Source organism: Nocardia sp. MH4 (genome assembly GCF_019266065.1).
GTDB lineage: Bacteria > Actinomycetota > Actinomycetes > Mycobacteriales > Mycobacteriaceae > Nocardia > Nocardia canadensis.
The window spans coordinates 1-15,958 of sequence record NZ_LPNR01000064.1 but is presented as its reverse complement, the minus strand read 5'-3'; the positions used below and the strand labels follow the sequence as shown (position 1 = coordinate 15,958).

Annotated in this window: 15 protein-coding genes; 6 read left to right on the top strand and 9 right to left on the bottom strand. The window is 69.7% G+C overall.

What is annotated here, in order from left to right:
- Positions 1-2 precede the first annotated feature (2 nt).
- Together glgP and ATM97_RS05175 are read right to left on the bottom strand one after the other, a co-directional pair.
- Positions 3-2,573, bottom strand: a complete 2,571-nt coding sequence (glgP, locus tag ATM97_RS05180; protein ID WP_218716790.1) for an alpha-glucan family phosphorylase — start codon at positions 2,571-2,573, stop codon at positions 3-5.
- A gap of 87 nt (positions 2,574-2,660) precedes the next feature.
- Positions 2,661-3,101 carry a VOC family protein gene (locus ATM97_RS05175; protein WP_218716789.1) on the bottom strand — a complete coding sequence of 147 codons (441 nt, stop codon included), beginning with the start codon at positions 3,099-3,101 and terminating at the stop codon, positions 2,661-2,663.
- A 78-nt stretch (positions 3,102-3,179) separates the two neighbouring features.
- Here ATM97_RS05175 and ATM97_RS05170 point away from each other — a divergent pair, with 78 nt between their 5' ends.
- From ATM97_RS05170 to glgB, 4 genes are all read left to right on the top strand, one after another.
- The gene (locus ATM97_RS05170) at positions 3,180-3,770 is read left to right on the top strand and encodes a TetR/AcrR family transcriptional regulator (protein ID WP_218716788.1); all 591 of its coding nucleotides are present in this window, start codon (positions 3,180-3,182) and stop codon (positions 3,768-3,770) included.
- Between the two features lie 175 nt (positions 3,771-3,945).
- Positions 3,946-4,590: a LysE family translocator gene (locus ATM97_RS05165; RefSeq protein WP_218716787.1), complete on the top strand. Its 645-nt coding sequence runs from the start codon at positions 3,946-3,948 to the stop codon at positions 4,588-4,590.
- 82 nt (positions 4,591-4,672) lie between these two features.
- A complete protein-coding gene (locus tag ATM97_RS05160; protein WP_218716786.1) occupies positions 4,673-6,673 on the top strand; it encodes an alpha-1,4-glucan--maltose-1-phosphate maltosyltransferase in 2,001 nt (666 codons plus the stop codon).
- Entirely contained in the window at positions 6,673-8,829 is a 2,157-nt protein-coding gene (gene glgB, locus ATM97_RS05155) for a 1,4-alpha-glucan branching protein GlgB (RefSeq protein WP_218716785.1), read from the top strand. The genes ATM97_RS05160 and glgB overlap by 1 nt, the downstream gene beginning before the upstream one ends.
- On the opposite strand, the gene ATM97_RS05150 is transcribed toward glgB, so the two are convergent.
- The 5 genes from ATM97_RS05150 to ATM97_RS05130 all read right to left on the bottom strand — a co-directional run bounded on the left by ATM97_RS05150 (position 8,826) and on the right by ATM97_RS05130 (position 13,015).
- Positions 8,826-9,218 (bottom strand): nitroreductase/quinone reductase family protein, encoded by a 393-nt coding sequence (locus tag ATM97_RS05150; protein ID WP_218716784.1) that lies wholly within the window; start codon positions 9,216-9,218, stop codon positions 8,826-8,828. The genes glgB and ATM97_RS05150 overlap by 4 nt on opposite strands.
- A 27-nt stretch (positions 9,219-9,245) precedes the next feature.
- On the bottom strand, positions 9,246-10,331 hold the full coding sequence (locus ATM97_RS05145) for a class I SAM-dependent methyltransferase (RefSeq protein ID WP_218716783.1): 1,086 nt from the start codon (positions 10,329-10,331) through the stop codon (positions 9,246-9,248).
- 103 nt (positions 10,332-10,434) lie between these two features.
- The gene (locus tag ATM97_RS05140; RefSeq protein WP_218716811.1) at positions 10,435-11,298 is read right to left on the bottom strand and encodes a tetratricopeptide repeat protein; all 864 of its coding nucleotides are present in this window, start codon (positions 11,296-11,298) and stop codon (positions 10,435-10,437) included.
- Positions 11,299-11,359: 61 nt separating this feature from the next.
- Positions 11,360-11,737, bottom strand: a complete 378-nt coding sequence (locus tag ATM97_RS05135; protein ID WP_218716782.1) for a DUF3817 domain-containing protein — start codon at positions 11,735-11,737, stop codon at positions 11,360-11,362.
- Positions 11,738-11,830: 93 nt separating this feature from the next.
- The gene (locus tag ATM97_RS05130) at positions 11,831-13,015 is read right to left on the bottom strand and encodes an acetyl-CoA C-acetyltransferase (protein WP_218716781.1); all 1,185 of its coding nucleotides are present in this window, start codon (positions 13,013-13,015) and stop codon (positions 11,831-11,833) included.
- 126 nt (positions 13,016-13,141) lie between these two features.
- Between ATM97_RS05130 and mce the strand changes: the two genes are divergently transcribed.
- Both mce and ATM97_RS05120 read left to right on the top strand, forming a co-directional pair.
- Complete coding sequence (mce, locus tag ATM97_RS05125; protein ID WP_218716780.1) at positions 13,142-13,603, top strand: methylmalonyl-CoA epimerase; 462 nt, start codon at positions 13,142-13,144, stop codon at positions 13,601-13,603.
- An 86-nt stretch (positions 13,604-13,689) separates the two neighbouring features.
- Positions 13,690-14,697: a hypothetical protein gene (locus ATM97_RS05120; RefSeq protein ID WP_030204204.1), complete on the top strand. Its 1,008-nt coding sequence runs from the start codon at positions 13,690-13,692 to the stop codon at positions 14,695-14,697.
- 98 nt (positions 14,698-14,795) lie between these two features.
- Here ATM97_RS05120 and ATM97_RS05115 read toward each other — a convergent pair whose 3' ends face one another.
- The gene (locus ATM97_RS05115) at positions 14,796-15,086 is read right to left on the bottom strand and encodes an ATP/GTP-binding protein (protein ID WP_218716779.1); all 291 of its coding nucleotides are present in this window, start codon (positions 15,084-15,086) and stop codon (positions 14,796-14,798) included.
- 10 nt (positions 15,087-15,096) lie between these two features.
- A complete protein-coding gene (gene nucS / locus ATM97_RS05110) occupies positions 15,097-15,840 on the bottom strand; it encodes an endonuclease NucS (RefSeq protein ID WP_218716778.1) in 744 nt (247 codons plus the stop codon).
- Between the last annotated feature and the right edge of the window lie 118 nt (positions 15,841-15,958).

Sequence of the window (15,958 nt, the reverse complement as noted above, 5' to 3'; positions counted from 1 at the left end):
GGTCACGCCCCCGCGACGGCCACCAGCCCCAGCTCGGCATCCGAGGCCAGCAACGCGTTGTGGGGCAGCACACGCACGGTGTAGCCGACCGCGCCCGACAGCGGCACCGGCGACTGCACGGCATACAGCTCGACGCCCTCGTCGGTGCCGGTGTGGGTCATCTCGACAGTGGTGGTGTCGGACAGGTCGTCGGTCGGCGACACTCGGCCGAGCACCGCCTGCACCACGACATCCGACGGCGCGAGCCCGCCGAGTTCGATGCGCGCCTCCAGCGACAGCTTCGCGCCGATCACCGGGGTATCGGGCAGGCCGGAACTGTCGACCTGCGCGACCCGCACCGACGGCCAGGCCGCGTCGACCCGCTTGCGGTATTCGGCGACCTGCGCCGCGCCGGCGAACCCGTCGGCGGCAGCCCGGCCGAACGCCGCGGCCGCGGGTCCGTAGTACTGCTCGGCGTAGTCGCGCACCATGCGTGAGGCCAGCACCTTGGGACTGGTGGTCTGCAGGGTGTGGCGCACCATCTCGGTCCAGCGCACCGGCACGCCCGCGGCGTCGCGGTCGTAGAAGCGGGGCGCGACGGTGCGCTCGACGAGTTCGTAGAGCGCCGAGGCCTCCAGATCGTCGCGGCGGTGCTCGTCGCGCACGCCGTCGGCGGTGGGAATCGCCCAGCCGTTCTCGCCGTCGTACATCTCGTCCCACCAGCCGTCCCGGATGGACAGGTTGAGACCGCCGTTGAGCGCGGACTTCATGCCGGAGGTGCCGCAGGCTTCGAGCGGGCGCAGCGGATTGTTCAGCCACACATCGCAACCCCAGTACAGGTAGCGGGCCATCGACATGTCGTAGTCGGGCAGGAAGACGATGCGGTGGCGCACCGCCGGATCGTCGGCGAAGCGCACGACCTGCTGGATCAGCGCCTTGCCGCCGTCGTCGGCGGGATGGCTCTTGCCCGCGACCACCAGCTGCACCGGCCGCTCGGGATCGAGCAGCAGCGCGCGCAGCCGTTCGGGGTCGCGCAGCATCAGTGTCAGCCGCTTGTAGGTGGGCACGCGACGCGCGAAGCCGACGGTGAGCACCGACGGGTCGAAGACCTCGTCGATCCAGCCCAGTTCCGCCTCGGCCGCGCCGCGCTGATGCCAGGAATCGCGCAGCCTGCGGCGTACCTCGTCGATCAGTACCCCGCGCAGGGTGTTTCGCGTCGACCACAGCTGCCCGAGATCGACATCGCTGAGCTTCTCCCAGCCGCGCGCCTCCTCGACCAGCTCCGGCCCGACCAGCTCGCGAGCCTTGTCGAGCCATTCCCTGGCCGCCCAGGTCGGCGCGTGCACGCCGTTGGTGACCGAACCGATCGGCACCTCGGCCGCGTCGAAGCCCGGCCACAGCCCGGCGAACATGTCCCGGCTGACCTCGCCGTGCAGCTTCGAGACGCCGTTGGCGCGCTGGGCCATCCGCAGACCCATGTGGGCCATGTTGAACACGGACGGATCGGCCTCCCGGCCGAAAGCCAGGATCCGATCGATGGACAGTCCGGGCAGCAGCGCGGACTCGGCTTCACCGTGCGCGCCGCCGAAGTAGCGGCGCACCAGCGGCATCGGGAACCGGTCGATCCCGGCGGGCACCGGGGTGTGCGTGGTGAACACGGTGCCGGCCCGGACCGCGGCCAGCGCGGTATCGAAATCGAGTCCGTCCGCGATGAATTCACGAATTCGCTCCACCCCGAGAAAGCCCGCGTGGCCCTCGTTCATGTGGAACACGTCGGGATCGGGCAGCCCGTTGGCGCGGGTGTAGGCGCGCACCGCGCGGACACCGCCGATGCCGGCCAGGATCTCCTGCTTGATCCGGTGATCCTGGTCGCCGCCGTAGAGCCGGTCGGTGACCGCGCGCAGTTCCGGATCGTTCTCGGCGATGTCGGAATCGAGCAGCAGCAGCGGAATCCGGCCCACCTGGGCGATCCACACCCGGGCCCGCAGCACCCGCCCCTCCGGCATGCCGACATGGATCAGCACCGGCGAACCGTCACTGGTGAGCAGCCGCAGCGGCAGACCCTGCGGGTCCAGCGCCGGGTAGTGCTCCATCTGCCAGCCGTCGGCCGACAGCGACTGCCGGAAGTACCCGGACCGGTACAGCAGCCCGACGCCGATCAGCGGCAGCCCCAGGTCGGAGGCGGCCTTGAGATGGTCACCGGCCAGGATGCCCAGGCCGCCGGAGTAGTTCGGCAGCACCTCGGTGACACCGAACTCCATCGAGAAATAGGCGATCCCCGCGACCGTCGTCCCGGTCTGCTGCTGGAACCAGCGCGGCCGGGCCAGATACTCGCGCAGCCCCTCGGCGGCGGCGTCCACCCGGGCGAGATAGGCGGGATCGGCGGCGAGCGCGTCGAGGCGCTCGGCGGGCACCTCCCCCAGCATCCGCACCGGATCCTGGCCGACCGCGCGCCACAGCTCGGGGTCGAGTTCGGCGAACAGATCCTGCGTCGGGCCGTGCCACGACCACCGCAGGTTCGTCGACAACTCGCCCAGCGCGGTGAGCCGCTCCGGCAAATGGGCACGGACAGTGAACCGACGAAGTGCCTTCACCCGGCAACCGTACCGCTGTTCGGCCGCTCCGCGAATTCTTACGAGCCGTCCGGGAGCACGACCGGTCGGCCCGCGTTGTGAGCGGAATCAGTGGGGGGCGGCGGGTTCCTGGGTGAACTGCGCGGCGAACTCCGGGGTGGGCGGGACCTCGGTGATGACGTCGATGAGGACGCCCGAGGGGTCGGCGACGATGAAATGGCGCTGGCCGAAGTCCTCGGTGCGGAGGGGAAGTTCGGGGTGCAGGCCACCGGATTCGACCAGGCGCTGCCATTCGGCGTCGACGTCGTCGACCTCGAAGTTCAGGACCAGCCCCTGGACCGGCTTGCCGAAGCCCGCGGGGATGGTCGGGTGGGTGGGGTCGAGGAGGGCCAATTCGTAGGCGGGCTCGCCGTCGCGGGCCGGGCGACGCAGGCTGACGTACCAGTCCGCCTCGAAGGTGATCTCGAAGCCGAACCAGCGCGTGTAGAAGTCGCGGGACTCCGCGATCCGGGAGGTGCCGAGGACCGGGTAGAAGCTGCTCAGTGCCATGACTTTCCTTTCACATACCGATGGTATGTGTCGTAGGCTAGCTGACATACCGACGGTAGGTCAACGGAAGGACGGTGCATGACATCCACGGCGCGGGCCCAGCAGCGCGAGGAGACGCGGCGGGCGCTGGTGGCGCAGAGCAGGCGGCTGTTCGCGGCGAAAGGCTATGCGGCCGTGGGCCTGTCGGAGATCGTGGCGGCATCGGGAGTCACCAAGGGCGCGCTGTACCACCATTTCGACAGCAAGGCCGAGCTGTTCCGGGCGGTCCTCACCCAGGTGCAGCAGGAGGTCGGCGAGCAGGTCGCGGCCGCCGCCGACGCCGAGCCCGATCCGTGGACCCAGCTGACCAGCGGATGCGCCGCGTTCCTGCGGGCCTGCGCCGACCCCCTGGTCCAGCGGATCATGCTGATCGACGGCCCCGCCGTCCTCGGCTGGCACGAATGGCGCGCCCTGGACGAGGCCAATTCCGCCCGGCACCTGCACGAGGCACTGGAATCGCTGGTCGGCGCGGGCATCCTGGTACCCCAGCCGATCGCTCCCCTGACCCGACTGCTCTCCGGCGCCATGAACGAAGCCGCCCTCTGGCTCGCCACCACCCCCGACACCGACGCGCTCCCCGACACCATCACCGCGCTGGACCGGCTCCTCGCCGGACTGCGCACCGCCTGACCCACCGCCGCTCCTGGACCGCGCCGACAGGGCGCGCTTCGACCCTCACCACGCCCGATCCGGATGCGCCGACCGGCTGCCGCGGGGCACACAGCCCGCCGCCATCGACCCGCGTGTCGGGTGAGCGCCACAAAACCGATGGCCGCCACCGTCGACCCCATGCCACCATGCAGCGATGCCGCACTGGGTCGATGTCCTGCCCGAATTCCTGGTCGCCTCGCTGATCCTGGCCGCGCTGCCGGGTCCGGCGACGGCGCTGTTCCTGCAGCGCTCGGTGCGCGACGGCAGACGCGCGGGACTGGCCGCGGTCGCGGGCAACGAGATCGGCGTGCTGGGCTGGACGCTCGCGGGCGGGACCGGGCTGTCGATCCTGCTGGCGGCGAACCGGTGGCTGAACACGGCGATGCACGTCGTCGGCGCGGCGGTGCTGATCTGGCTCGGCGTCCAGGCCTGGCGCCACGCCCGCGGCGCCGACGACGATTTCGGCGCCGCCCTGACCGCGAAACTCCCCGGCGGCAACACCCCCGCCGCCGCGTTCCGCGCCTCCCTGATCTCGATCGCCGCCAACCCCAAGGCCGCGGTCTTCGGCATCACGATCCTGCCGCAGTTCCTGCCGAGCGAGGGCCCGGTGCTGCCTACCCTGCTGATCCTGGCCACCATCCAGGTGATCCTGGACGGCGCCTGGTGCGTCGCGGTGGTCCTGGCCGCCGACCGGGCGGGTACCTGGCTGCGGCGCGCCGCGATCCGCCGACGCGTGGAACGGAGCCTCGCCGCGATCTTGGTCGCCCTCGGCCTCGGCCTCGCCGCCGACGCCCGCTGACGGGAGGTCGGCCGCGTTCTCGGCTGATCAGTGGGCTGCGGCGCTCAGCGCCCGGCCGCCGGAAATGCAGTAGGTTTGTGCGGTGACCGGCCGGATTGCCATAGATGACATCGCCCCGTCCATCCCCGGCGGCCGCCCGGCCAAGGCCGCCGTCGGCGAGGTGTTTCCCGTCCGCGCCGTGGTGTGGCGCGAGGGGCACGATGCCGTGGCGGCGACGCTGGCGGTGCGCGCGCCCGGCTCGTCGCGGATCACCCGCCTGCGGATGACGCCCGACTACGAGCCCGACGTCTTCAACGGCCTGTTCACCCCGCACACCCCCGGCGTGTGGACCTTCCGTATCGAGGGCTGGAGCGATCCGATCGCCACCTGGCGCTCGGCCGTGGAGGCCAAGCTGGCGGTCGGCCAGACCGCCCTCGACCTGGCCAACGATCTCGAGATCGGCGCCACCCTGTTCGAACGGGCCGCCCAGGCGGTGCCGAAGAAGCAGTTCGAACGGTTGCGCGCCGCCGCCACCGCCCTGCGCGGCGACGAGCAACTGCCCGCCCGGGTCGCGCCGGCGTTCAGCGAGGAGGTCGCCGAGATCCTGCGCGCGACCCCGCTGCGCGAGATGGTCACCCGCGGCGCCCAGCAATCGGTGCTGGTCGAGCGCAGGCGCGCGCTGGTCGGCTCGTGGTACGAGTTCTTCCCGCGCTCGACCGGCGGACGCGATGCCGACGGCAAGCCGGTGCACGGCACCTTCGCCACCGCCGCCCGCGAACTCCCCCGCATCGCCGGGATGGGCTTCGATGTCGTCTATCTGCCGCCGATCCACCCCGTCGGCGAGATCAATCGCAAGGGCCGCAACAACGCGCTCACCACCGAACCGGGCGACGTCGGTTCGCCGTGGGCCATCGGCTCGGCCGACGGCGGCCACGACACCACCAACCCGCTGCTCGGCACCGAAGCCGATTTCGCCGACTTCGTCGCCACCGCGACGGATCTCGGCCTCGAGGTCGCGATCGACCTGGCCCTGCAATGCGCGCCCGACCACCCGTGGGTGCGGGCGCATCCGGAGTGGTTCACCACCCTGCCCGACGGCACCATCGCCTTCGCGGAGAACCCGCCGAAGAAGTACCAGGACATCTACCCGGTCAACTTCGACAACGACCCCGACGGCCTCTACGCCGAGGTGCTGCGGGTGGTCCGGCACTGGATCGGCTTGGGCGTCACCATCTTCCGCGTCGACAACCCGCACACCAAGCCCGCCGACTTCTGGGAGTGGCTGATCGCGCAGGTGCGCCGCACCGACCCCGACGTGATCTTCCTGTCCGAGGCGTTCACCCGCCCGGCCCGGCTCTACGGACTCGCGCGACGCGGGTTCAGCCAGTCCTACACCTACTTCACCTGGCGCGTGTTCAAGTGGGAGCTGGCCGAATTCGGCGCCGAACTCGCCGCCAAAGCCGACGAGGCCAGGCCGAACCTGTTCGTGAACACCCCCGACATCCTGCACGAGAGCCTGCAGCACGGCGGACCGGGCATGTTCGCCCTGCGCGCCGTCCTGGCCGCGACACTCGCGCCCACCTGGGGCGTGTACTCCGGCTACGAGCTGTTCGAGCACGAGGCCGTGCGCCCCGGCAGCGAGGAGTACCTGGACTCGGAGAAGTACGAACTGCGCCCCCGCGATTTCACCGGCGCGCTGGCCCGCGGCGAGTCCCTGGAACCGTGGCTGACCAGGCTCAACGAGATCCGGCGTGCCCATCCCGCGCTACAGCAGTTGCGCTGCATCCACTTCCACGAGATCGACAACGACGCGCTGCTGGCCTACTCCAAGATCGATCCGGCCTCCGGCGACGCGGTGCTGGTGATCGTCAACCTCAACCCCTACGGCGCCGAGCAGGGCCACATCTCGCTCGACCTGCCCGCGATCGGCCGCGAGTGGCACGACCACCCGGTGGTCTTCGACGAGGTCAGCGGCGAGGAATACCACTGGGGCCAGCACAATTTCGTGCGGCTCGATCCCGCCAGGGCGCCCGCGCACATTCTCGCCCTGCCCGCCGTGCCCGCGGCCGCCCGTGCTCCGCTGGCCTATCGCCGGACGTTCTGATGAAACGCCGCGACCTGATGCTGCTGGCAGCGGGCACCCACCCCGACCCGCACACCGTCCTGGGCGCGCACCCGCACCCGGACGGCACCGCGGTGCGGGTGCTGCGCCCACACGCCGACTCGGTGACGATCCTGGTCGGCGGCGCCGAACATCCGCTGAAGTCGCTGGGGCACGGCGTGTTCGCCGCCGTCCTGCCGTATCCGCAGGTCGATGACTACCGCGTGCGCACCGCCTACCCCGGCGGCCAGACGGTGATCACCGCCGACGGCTACCGCTTCCTGCCCACCGTCGGCGAATTCGACCTGCACCTCATCGGCGAGGGCCGCCATACCCGGCTGTGGGAAGTGCTCGGCGCGCACCCACGCCACTACACCACCCTCGACGGCGACGTCGACGGCACCTCGTTCGCCGTGTGGGCGCCGAATGCCCGTGGCGTCACCGTCTTCGGCGATTTCGACCACTGGAGCGGCAGTTCCGCGCCGATGCGCGCGCTCGGATCGTCCGGGGTGTGGGAGGTGTTCGTGCCCGGTGTCGGGCCGGGCACGCGCTACAAGTACCGGGTACACGGCGCCGACGGCCGGGTCGTCGATCACGCCGACCCGCTGGCCTTCGCGACCGAGGTCCCGCCGGCGACCGCCTCGGTGGTCAGCCGCGCCGACCACATGTGGACCGACAGCGCCTGGCTGGACCGCCGTGCCGCCGCCGACGCCACCCGCTCCCCCATGAGCGTCTACGAGGTGCACCTCGGCTCGTGGCGCCCCGGCCTCGGTTATCGCGAAGTGGCCGAACAGCTGGCCGATTACGTGCGCGCGACCGGGTTCACCCACGTCGAACTGCTGCCGGTCGCCGAACACCCGTTCGGCGGATCCTGGGGCTACCAGGTCACCTCCTACTACGCCCCCACCTCCCGCTTCGGCACCCCCGACGACTTCCGCTGGTTCGTCGACCACCTGCACAACGCCGGGATCGGCGTGCTGCTCGACTGGGTGCCCGCGCACTTCCCGCGCGACGAATGGGCGCTGGCCCGCTTCGACGGCACCCCGCTCTACGAGCACCCCGACCCCCGTCGTGGCGAGCAACTCGACTGGGGCACTTACGTTTTCGACTTCGGCCGCAACGAGGTGCGCAACTTCCTGGTGGCCAATGCCGCCTTCTGGATCGAGGAGTTCCACATCGACGGCCTACGCGTCGACGCGGTCGCCTCCATGCTCTATCTGGACTACTCGCGCCCCGAGGGCGGCTGGGAGCCGAACATCTATGGCGGCCGGGAGAATCTGGAAGCCGTCGACTTCCTCCAGGAACTCAACGACACCGTGCACCGCGCGTATCCCGGCGTGGTGACCGTCGCCGAGGAGTCGACCACCTGGCCCGGCGTCACCCGCGGCACCGACGTCGGCGGTCTCGGGTTCACCATGAAGTGGAACATGGGCTGGATGCACGACACTCTCGGCTACCTGGGCCGCGACCCGATCCACCGGTCCTGGCACCACAACGAGATGACGTTCTCGCTGGTCTACGCGTGGAGCGAGAACTACGTGCTGCCGATCAGCCACGACGAGGTCGTGCACGGCAAGGGCACGCTCTGGACGCGGATGCCCGGCGACGACTTCGCCAAGGCGAGCGGCGTGCGCGCGCTGCTGGCCTACATGTGGGCACACCCCGGCAAGCAGCTGCTGTTCATGGGCCAGGAGTTCGGCCAGTTCCGGGAGTGGGACAACGATCGCGGCCTGGACTGGCAGGAACTGGAAAACCCGCTGCACCAGGGCATCTCGACCATGGTCGGCGATCTCAACCGCACCTACACCGCGCACCCGGCACTGTGGAGTCAGGACACCACGCCCGGCGGGCACTCCTGGATCGAGGCCGACGACAGCGCCGCGAACGTCTTCGCGTTCCTGCGCTGGGGCGCCGACGGCAGCGCGGTCGCCTGCGTCTTCAACTTCTCCGGGTCGACCAGGGAGAACTACCGGATCGGCCTGCCGCACACCGGCGTCTGGCGCGAGGTCCTCAACACCGACGCCCAGGAGCACGGCGGATCCGGCGTCGGCAACCTCGGCGGGGTGCGGGCCGAGGACACCCCGTGGCACGGCCGTCCCGCCTCGGCCACCGTCACCATGGCCGCCAACAGCGCGGTCTGGCTGGCCGCCGAGCGCTAGTCGGCCAGATCGATCCGGATCGTCAGCAGGTCGGTGCCGACCGCGCGCACGGCGGCGCTGTTGTGACGCGGCAGCTCGCGCAGCCGGGCGCGCGGGTCGTCGTCGGGCACCAGGTGGGCGACGCCGCGGTGCCAGCGCCCCCGCAGCCGCACCCGGACCCGGTTGTCGGCCAGGATGTTGCGGACATACTGTGAGCGCTCGCCGAATTCGGAGACCAGCCAGAACTGGTCGCCGACACGGCGCCCGCCGATCGGCGTGGTCCGCGGCTGCCCGCTCACCCGCCCGGTGGTCTCGAGCAGTTGATGGCGGGGCAGTCGACGCACGACCACGTTGAGCGGCCGCTGGAACGCGGTCACGATCCGATGCTGAATGTCCTTCTTGGAGCCCATGTTCCGACCGTAGCAGCGGCCGGCGCCTCAGCCCTTGCGCGCGATGTAGTAGGTATTGAGCGGGTCGCCGTCGACGTGACTGGTGCTGACCTCGGTGAAGCCGGCGTCGGCGAGCATCGACAGCGCGCGCTGTTCGCCCCACACCGTGCCGAGCCCGTCCCCGCCCTGGCCCAGCGACACCGACATGCAATGCATCGTCGACACCGCGTACAGGAACGGACCGAGCGGCAGGTCCAGGTTCTCCTCCAGCCTGCTGGAGGCATGCACGTCCACCATCAGGAAGACACCGTCCGGACGCAGCGCGGCCGCGATGTTGGCCAGTACCTCGGCCGGATGCGCCTGGTCGTGGATCGCGTCGAAGACGGTGATCAGATCACACGATTCCGGTGCGTCGAGCGCGGCGACGTCCTGCACGACGAATTCCACATTGCGCAGGCCGATCGCTCGCGCCTCGGCCCTGGCCGCTTCGATCGCGTCCAGGGAGAAGTCGTAGCCGGTGAACCGGCTCGCCGGGAACGCCCGCGCCATCAGGTTCACCGCGTGCCCGCTGCCGCAGGCGATGTCGGCCACGTCCATCCCCATCAGCAGCCGATCGGTGAGGCCGGGCGCCATCGGCAGGATCACCTGGATCAGCGCGGCGTCGAACACTTCGGCGCTCTCCTCGGCCATCAGCGCGTGGAACCGGACATAGTCCTCGTAGGCCAGGCCGCCCCCGATCCGGAATCGTTCGACGATCTTGGGTTCCACCTCGCCGAGCTGGGCGATGAACTGCATGACGCGGGCCAGGTTGTCCGGGCCGGCGGCCCTGGTCAGGCTCGCCGCGTGCGCGGGCGGCAGGGTGTAGGTGGCGGTCGGCGGGTCGTAGCGCACGATGCCCGCGGTGGTGACGGCGCCGAGCCACTCCCGCACGTAGCGTTCGTTCAGGTTCGCCGCCGCGGCGAGCTCCTGGCTGGTCGCGCCGGGGTTGGCCGCCATGGTGTCGAACAGTCCGACCTGGTGGCCCATGCTGATCATCAGCGCGGTGCTCGCGTGGTCGAGCACCTCGATCATCGATCCCGCGAAGGCTTCCACCTCGGCTTGATTTACCGAGCCCGAGTGGTCGAGTGAGGTCATGTCGTTCTCCTCGAGTCAGCTCGCGGCCGGTGCCGCGGGTCTACCCGGGGATACGACGAGGCCGCCCCGGCAGTTCAGCCGGGACGGCCTCGGATCTCGTGCGTCAGTACAGTGCGGTGGCCAGCTTGCGCCGGGCCGCGACCACGAAGGGCTCGGCCGGGTCGAACAGCTCGAACAGCTCGAGCAGCCGGGTGCGGGCCCTGGTGCGGTCCTCGCCCGCGGTGCGCTTGATGGCGGCGATGATCCGCTCGAACGCGGCCTCGGGGCGCTGCTCGAGCAGTTCCACATCGGCGGCGTCGAGGGCGGCGTCCAGGTTCGCCGGGTCGGCGTCGGCGGTGGCGACCACGGCCGGATCGAGCTGCTGGGCCCTGGTCAGGAAGCGCAGCTGGCGCAGGGCCGCCTTGGCTTCCTCGTTGCCGGGCTCCTCGGTCAGGATCGCCTCGTAGGCCGCCTCGGCGCCGGCGATGTCACCCTCGGCGAGCGCGTCCTCGGCGGCGGTGAAGCGCGGGTCCTCGACCTCGGGCGCCGCGCCGGCGGCGTTCGGGTCGCCCTCGAGTTTGCCCGCGGTCGCGTCCAGCACCGCGTCGATCCACTGGCGGACCTGCGCCTCGGGCTGGGCGCCCTCGAAATCGGCCAGCGGCTGCCCGCCCGCCACCGCGATCACCGTGGGGATGCCCTGCACCCGCAGCGCCTGCACGATGTTCATGTTCGCTTCGGCTTCGATGGCGGCCAGGTCCCAGCCGCCGCGATCGTCGGCGTTGAGCCGCTCGAGCGTGCGGATCAGCTCGACGCTGCCCGGGCTGCGCTGCGAGAACAGCGCGACCACGACGGGCACCTGCATCGAGCGCCGGATGACCTTGGCTTCGAAATCCGCCTCGGTGACCATATGGTTCCCCGGGGCCGCAGCCGCCCCGCCGGGAGCGGCGGGCGGCTGCTTCAGCGCGGACAGATCCACCGCGCCGGACATGGCGGCGGCGACGGCGGGCGAAGGACGACGGGCAGCGGGTCGAGTCACGCTTTCCAGTTTGTCACGAAGCCGTCGGCGCGGCTGCCGGGGAGCCCTTGCTCGCGTCGGCGCTCAGTTCGCCCAGCTGACCGGTCCGCACGGCCCAGATCTCGAAGGCCACGGTGAACAGCGGCGGAATGCTCGACGCCAGCGCCAGCACGGTGGTCTTCCAGCCCCAGTTCAGTTCCCGCGCGGCCAGCAGCGCGGTGATGACGAACAGGACGAAGATCGCGCCGTGTACCGGGCCGAAAATCTTCACGCCGATCTCGTTGCCCTCGGCGGGCAGGTACTTGAACGCCATACCGGTCAGCAGACCGATCCACGACAGCGCTTCTAGCACCGCGAAGAACCGGAAACGACTGGCAGTGGACCGCAGATCGAAGAAACCCATACCAGCCATTGTGCAGCATGATCTACGACACCACGTAGTTGGACCGCTCACACGCACGGGCCCCGCGCTCGACAGCGCGGGGCCCGTGCGTACGGACGAAAATCAGGCGGGCACGCGGATGATCAGCGCGTCGCCCTGACCACCGCCACCGCACAGCGCGGCGGCGCCGACGCCGCCACCGCGACGCTTCAGCTCCAGCGCCAGGTGCAGCAGGATGCGCGCACCCGACATGCCCAGCGGGTGGCCGATGGAGATGGCGCCACCGTTGACGTTGACCTTCTCCGGGTCGAAGCCCAGCTTCTTGGTCGAGGACACCCCGACGGCCGCGAAGGCCTCGTTGATCTCGATCAGGTCCAGGTCGGCAGGGGTGATGCCCTCCTTCGCGCACGCGGCGAGGATGGCGTTGGCCGGCTGATCCTGCAAGGTCGAGTCCGGACCGGCGACCTGACCGGCGGCGCCGATCTCGGCGATCCACTCCAGACCCAGCTCCTCGGCCTTGGCCTTGCTCATCACGATCACCGCGGCCGCGCCGTCGGAGATCTGCGAGGCGGTGCCCGCGGTCACGGTGCCGTCCTTGCGGAAGGCCGGACGCAGCTTGCCCAGCGACTCGACGGTGGTGTCGGCGCGGATGCCCTCGTCCTCGCTGACGTAGATCGGGTCGCCCTTGCGCTGCGGCACGGCGACCGGCACGACCTCGTCGGTGAACAGCCCGTTCTTCCACGCGGCGGCGGCACGCTGGTGCGAAGCCGCGGCCAGCGCGTCCTGCTCCTCGCGGCTGACCTTGTCCAGGTCGTTGCGGTCCTCGGTCAGCAGACCCATCGCCTGATCGGTGATCACGTCGTGCAGGCCGTCGTAGGCCATGTGGTCGACCAGGGTGGTGTCGCCGTACTTGTGACCCTCACGGCTCTTGGGCAGCAGGTGCGGGGTCTGGCTCATCGACTCCATGCCGCCGGCCACGACGATCTCGTGCTCCCCGGCGCGGATCAGCTGATCGGCCAGCGCGATCGCGTTGATGCCCGACAGGCAGACCTTGTTGATCAGCAGCGAGGGCACATCCATCGGAATGCCCGCGGCGATCGCCGCCTGGCGGGCGGGCAGCTGCCCGGCACCGGCCTGCAGCACCTGACCGAGGATGACGTAGTCGACCTGCTCGGGCGCCACACCACCCTTCTCCAGCGCCGCCTTGATCGCCACACCGGCCAGATCCGAGGCCTTGAAGTCCTTCAGACCGCCCAGGAGCCTGCCGACCGGGGTACGCGCACCGGACACGATGACAGAAGTCGTCACGAAAGCCTCGCATTCATTGAGTCGAACCTCGCCGCGACGCACACAGCAGCGCACGTCAAGGGTTGCACTCAACGGTAACCGGTATCGGAGCACACCCGGCAGGCAGGTACGCGCTAGCTTCGAGGGGTGAGCAACGACAACATCATCCCCGCCGACTACGTCATCGCCGTCGACCACGTCGGCATCGCCGTGCCCGACCTGGACGCCGCCGTCGCCTGGTACACCGACAATCTCGGCATGGTCGAGACCCACCGCGAGGTCAACGAGGCCCAGGGCGTCGTCGAGGCGATGCTGTCGTGCCCCGCCGCGGCCGATCGCGCGACCGCCCTGCAGTTGCTGGCACCGCTGACCCCGGAGTCCACCATCGCCAAGTTCATCGACCGCAGCGGACCGGGTCTGCAGCAGCTGGCCTATCGGGTCACCGACATCGAGGCGGTTTCGGCCTTCCTACGCGGCCGCGGCCTGCGTTTGCTGTACGAAGCCCCTCGTCACGGCACCGCGGATTCGCGCATCAACTTCATCCATCCGAAGGATGCTGGCGGTGTGCTGGTGGAGCTTGTCGAGCCGAACCCGAATGTTACGCACTAGTAGGCGGATACGGTTGGTAAATCTCGGCGAGATCACAATCACGGTCGAGTCTCCATAGGCTCGCTCGAGGCTGTATTTTGTGTGCCATGTCGTCACCTGAGTCCGATCGCAATCGCTTCGTTGCACTGCCCTTCACCGTTGTGCGCAAGGGTTATGCGCAAGACGAGGTGCGCAACTACTTCGACCGCTTCGACGCCGAGCTCCGCGTCACCGCCACCGACCGGGATGCTGCCGCCGCGCAGGCCCGGAATCTCGCCAGCCAGCTGGAAGACGCGCGGGACGAGATCGACGAGCTCCGCAAGGAGGTCGACCGGCTTTCCGTGCCGCCGACCACCGCCGAAGGAATGTCCGACCGCATCTCGCGCATGCTGCGCCTGGCCTCGGACGAAGCGTCCGAGGTCCGTGCGCTGGCGCAGGCCGAAGCCGCCGAGATGGTGTCGATCGCCGAGCAGCAGGCCACCGAGATGCGTGGCAAGTACGAGTCGCTGCTCGCGGAGACCAAGGAGAAGCGCGAGGCGCTCGAGATCGAGTTCGAGCAAACCCTCGCGAACGCGCGCACCGAGTCCGCCAAGATCATCGAGGCCGCGCAGGCCGATGTGGAACGTCTCGGCAAGGAAGCCGAGGCCAAGCGCAAGGCCACCCAGCAGGACTTCGAGGCCACCATGAACGATCGGCGCACCAAGCTGACTCGTGCCATGGAGGAGCTCGAGGCCACCAGTCGCGCCGAGGCCGCCCAGCGGATCAAGGACGCGACCGACGAGTCGAACCGTCTCATCAGCTCCGCCACCCAGACCTCCGAGCGCAAGATCGCGCACGCGAAGGAACTGGCCGAGGAGATGCGCGTGCTGCGCGGCCGGGTCCTGGCCCAGCTGCTCGGTATCCGTGGTCAGCTCGACTCGGTGCCCGCCATGCTCGCCGCGGTCAACCGCGAGAGCGAGCTGCTCGACGGCGCCCCCGAGCGCAAGTCGATCAGCAACAACGGCAACAACAAGTCCGTGTCGGGCTCCCGCCAGACCAAGGCCATCCCCGAGGTCGCCGACGCCGACGAGGACATCGTCGACGAGGACCGCGAGAGCGCCGACATCAGCAACTGACGTCGGACCCGCGACGACATTGCTCCACCCTCATAGTTGAAGAACCGAAGGCCGCCTCGAATGTTCGAGGCGGCCTTCGGTTTTCGTGGTGTCCGGGCTCAGGACCAGCGGCGGGTGATGCCACGGGTGCGCCTGCCGTTCCAGCAGCCCTGGTGCCAATGTCTACGGTCGTCCTCGCCGCCGTCGACGGCCCAGGCGACGATATGGGCGACCCCGGGCGCGATCTCGTGGTCGCAACCCGGACACCGGTAGGTCTTGACCGCCCTGGCGCCGGGAACGGTACGGACGATGTAGGTCTCCTCGCCCGGCCCGTCCTCGGTCCGCCCGTAGACGTCACCGATCGGCGCGGGCTCGCTACGTCGCCCTGAGCGAGGTTTACGTCGCGGCATGGTTCTCAGCCTAGAAGAGGCGGAAAACGTTGCTCTCCGTGCCACGCAGCTCGTCGTAATCGAGCGTGAGGCAGCGGATTCCCCGGTCCTCGGCCAGCGTTCGCGCCTGCGGCTTGATCTGCTGGGCCGCGAACACGCCGGCGACCGGCGCCAGCAGCGGATCGCGATTGAGCAGTTCGAGGTAGCGGGTGAGCTGTTCGACGCCGTCGATCTCGCCGCGCCGCTTGATCTCCACCGCGACGGTCGCGCCGTCGGCGTCACGGCACAGCAGGTCCACCGGGCCGATGGCGGTCATGTACTCGCGCCGGATGAGGGTGTACCCCTCGCCGAGCTTCGTCACGTGTTCGGCCAGCAGTTCCTGCAGGTGCGCTTCCACGCCGTCCTTCACCAGGCCGGGATCGATGCCGAGTTCGTGCGAGGAATCGTGCTCGATGTCCTCGATGGAGATGCGCAGTTCCTCGCCGGCCTTGTTGGTCACCACCCACAGCGCCTTGATGTTGTCCGGCACCGCGGTCTTGTTCTCCCGCAGCGGCGTCACGCCGTCGGGCAGCTCCGCGGGGACCAGGGTCGCGATATCGCGCTCCTCCAGCCAGCACGGCGGGCTCATCCAGTTCAGCGGCTTGTACGAGCCGCCATCGGAGTGCACGAGCACCGAACCGTCGGCCTTGATCAGCAGCAACCGGCGAGCCATCGGAAGGTGGGCGGTCAGTCGGCCGACGTAGTCGACCTGGCAACGAGCAATGACAAGGCGCACCCAAGCACTGTAGGTGACGGGTCCGGGAACGCAAAAAGGCCCTCCAACCGTAGTTGGAGGGCCTTTCGCAATGATGTTCCGGCGGTGTCCTACTCTCCCACACCCTGTCGAGTGCAGT

What these genes read in the sequence shown, in the direction of transcription:
- ATM97_RS05175 (WP_218716789.1), bottom strand. Translation starts at nt 3,101, where the DNA reads ATGGCACTGAGCAGCTTCTACCCGGTCCTCGGCACCTCCCGGATCGCG.
- ATM97_RS05170 (WP_218716788.1), top strand. Translation starts at nt 3,180, where the DNA reads ATGACATCCACGGCGCGGGCCCAGCAGCGCGAGGAGACGCGGCGGGCG.
- ATM97_RS05165 (WP_218716787.1), top strand. Translation starts at nt 3,946, where the DNA reads ATGCCGCACTGGGTCGATGTCCTGCCCGAATTCCTGGTCGCCTCGCTG.
- glgB (WP_218716785.1), top strand. Translation starts at nt 6,673, where the DNA reads ATGAAACGCCGCGACCTGATGCTGCTGGCAGCGGGCACCCACCCCGAC.
- ATM97_RS05150 (WP_218716784.1), bottom strand. Translation starts at nt 9,218, where the DNA reads ATGGGCTCCAAGAAGGACATTCAGCATCGGATCGTGACCGCGTTCCAG.
- ATM97_RS05145 (WP_218716783.1), bottom strand. Translation starts at nt 10,331, where the DNA reads ATGACCTCACTCGACCACTCGGGCTCGGTAAATCAAGCCGAGGTGGAA.
- ATM97_RS05140 (WP_218716811.1), bottom strand. Translation starts at nt 11,298, where the DNA reads ATGTCCGGCGCGGTGGATCTGTCCGCGCTGAAGCAGCCGCCCGCCGCT.
- ATM97_RS05135 (WP_218716782.1), bottom strand. Translation starts at nt 11,737, where the DNA reads ATGGCTGGTATGGGTTTCTTCGATCTGCGGTCCACTGCCAGTCGTTTC.
- ATM97_RS05120 (WP_030204204.1), top strand. Translation starts at nt 13,690, where the DNA reads ATGTCGTCACCTGAGTCCGATCGCAATCGCTTCGTTGCACTGCCCTTC.
- ATM97_RS05115 (WP_218716779.1), bottom strand. Translation starts at nt 15,086, where the DNA reads ATGCCGCGACGTAAACCTCGCTCAGGGCGACGTAGCGAGCCCGCGCCG.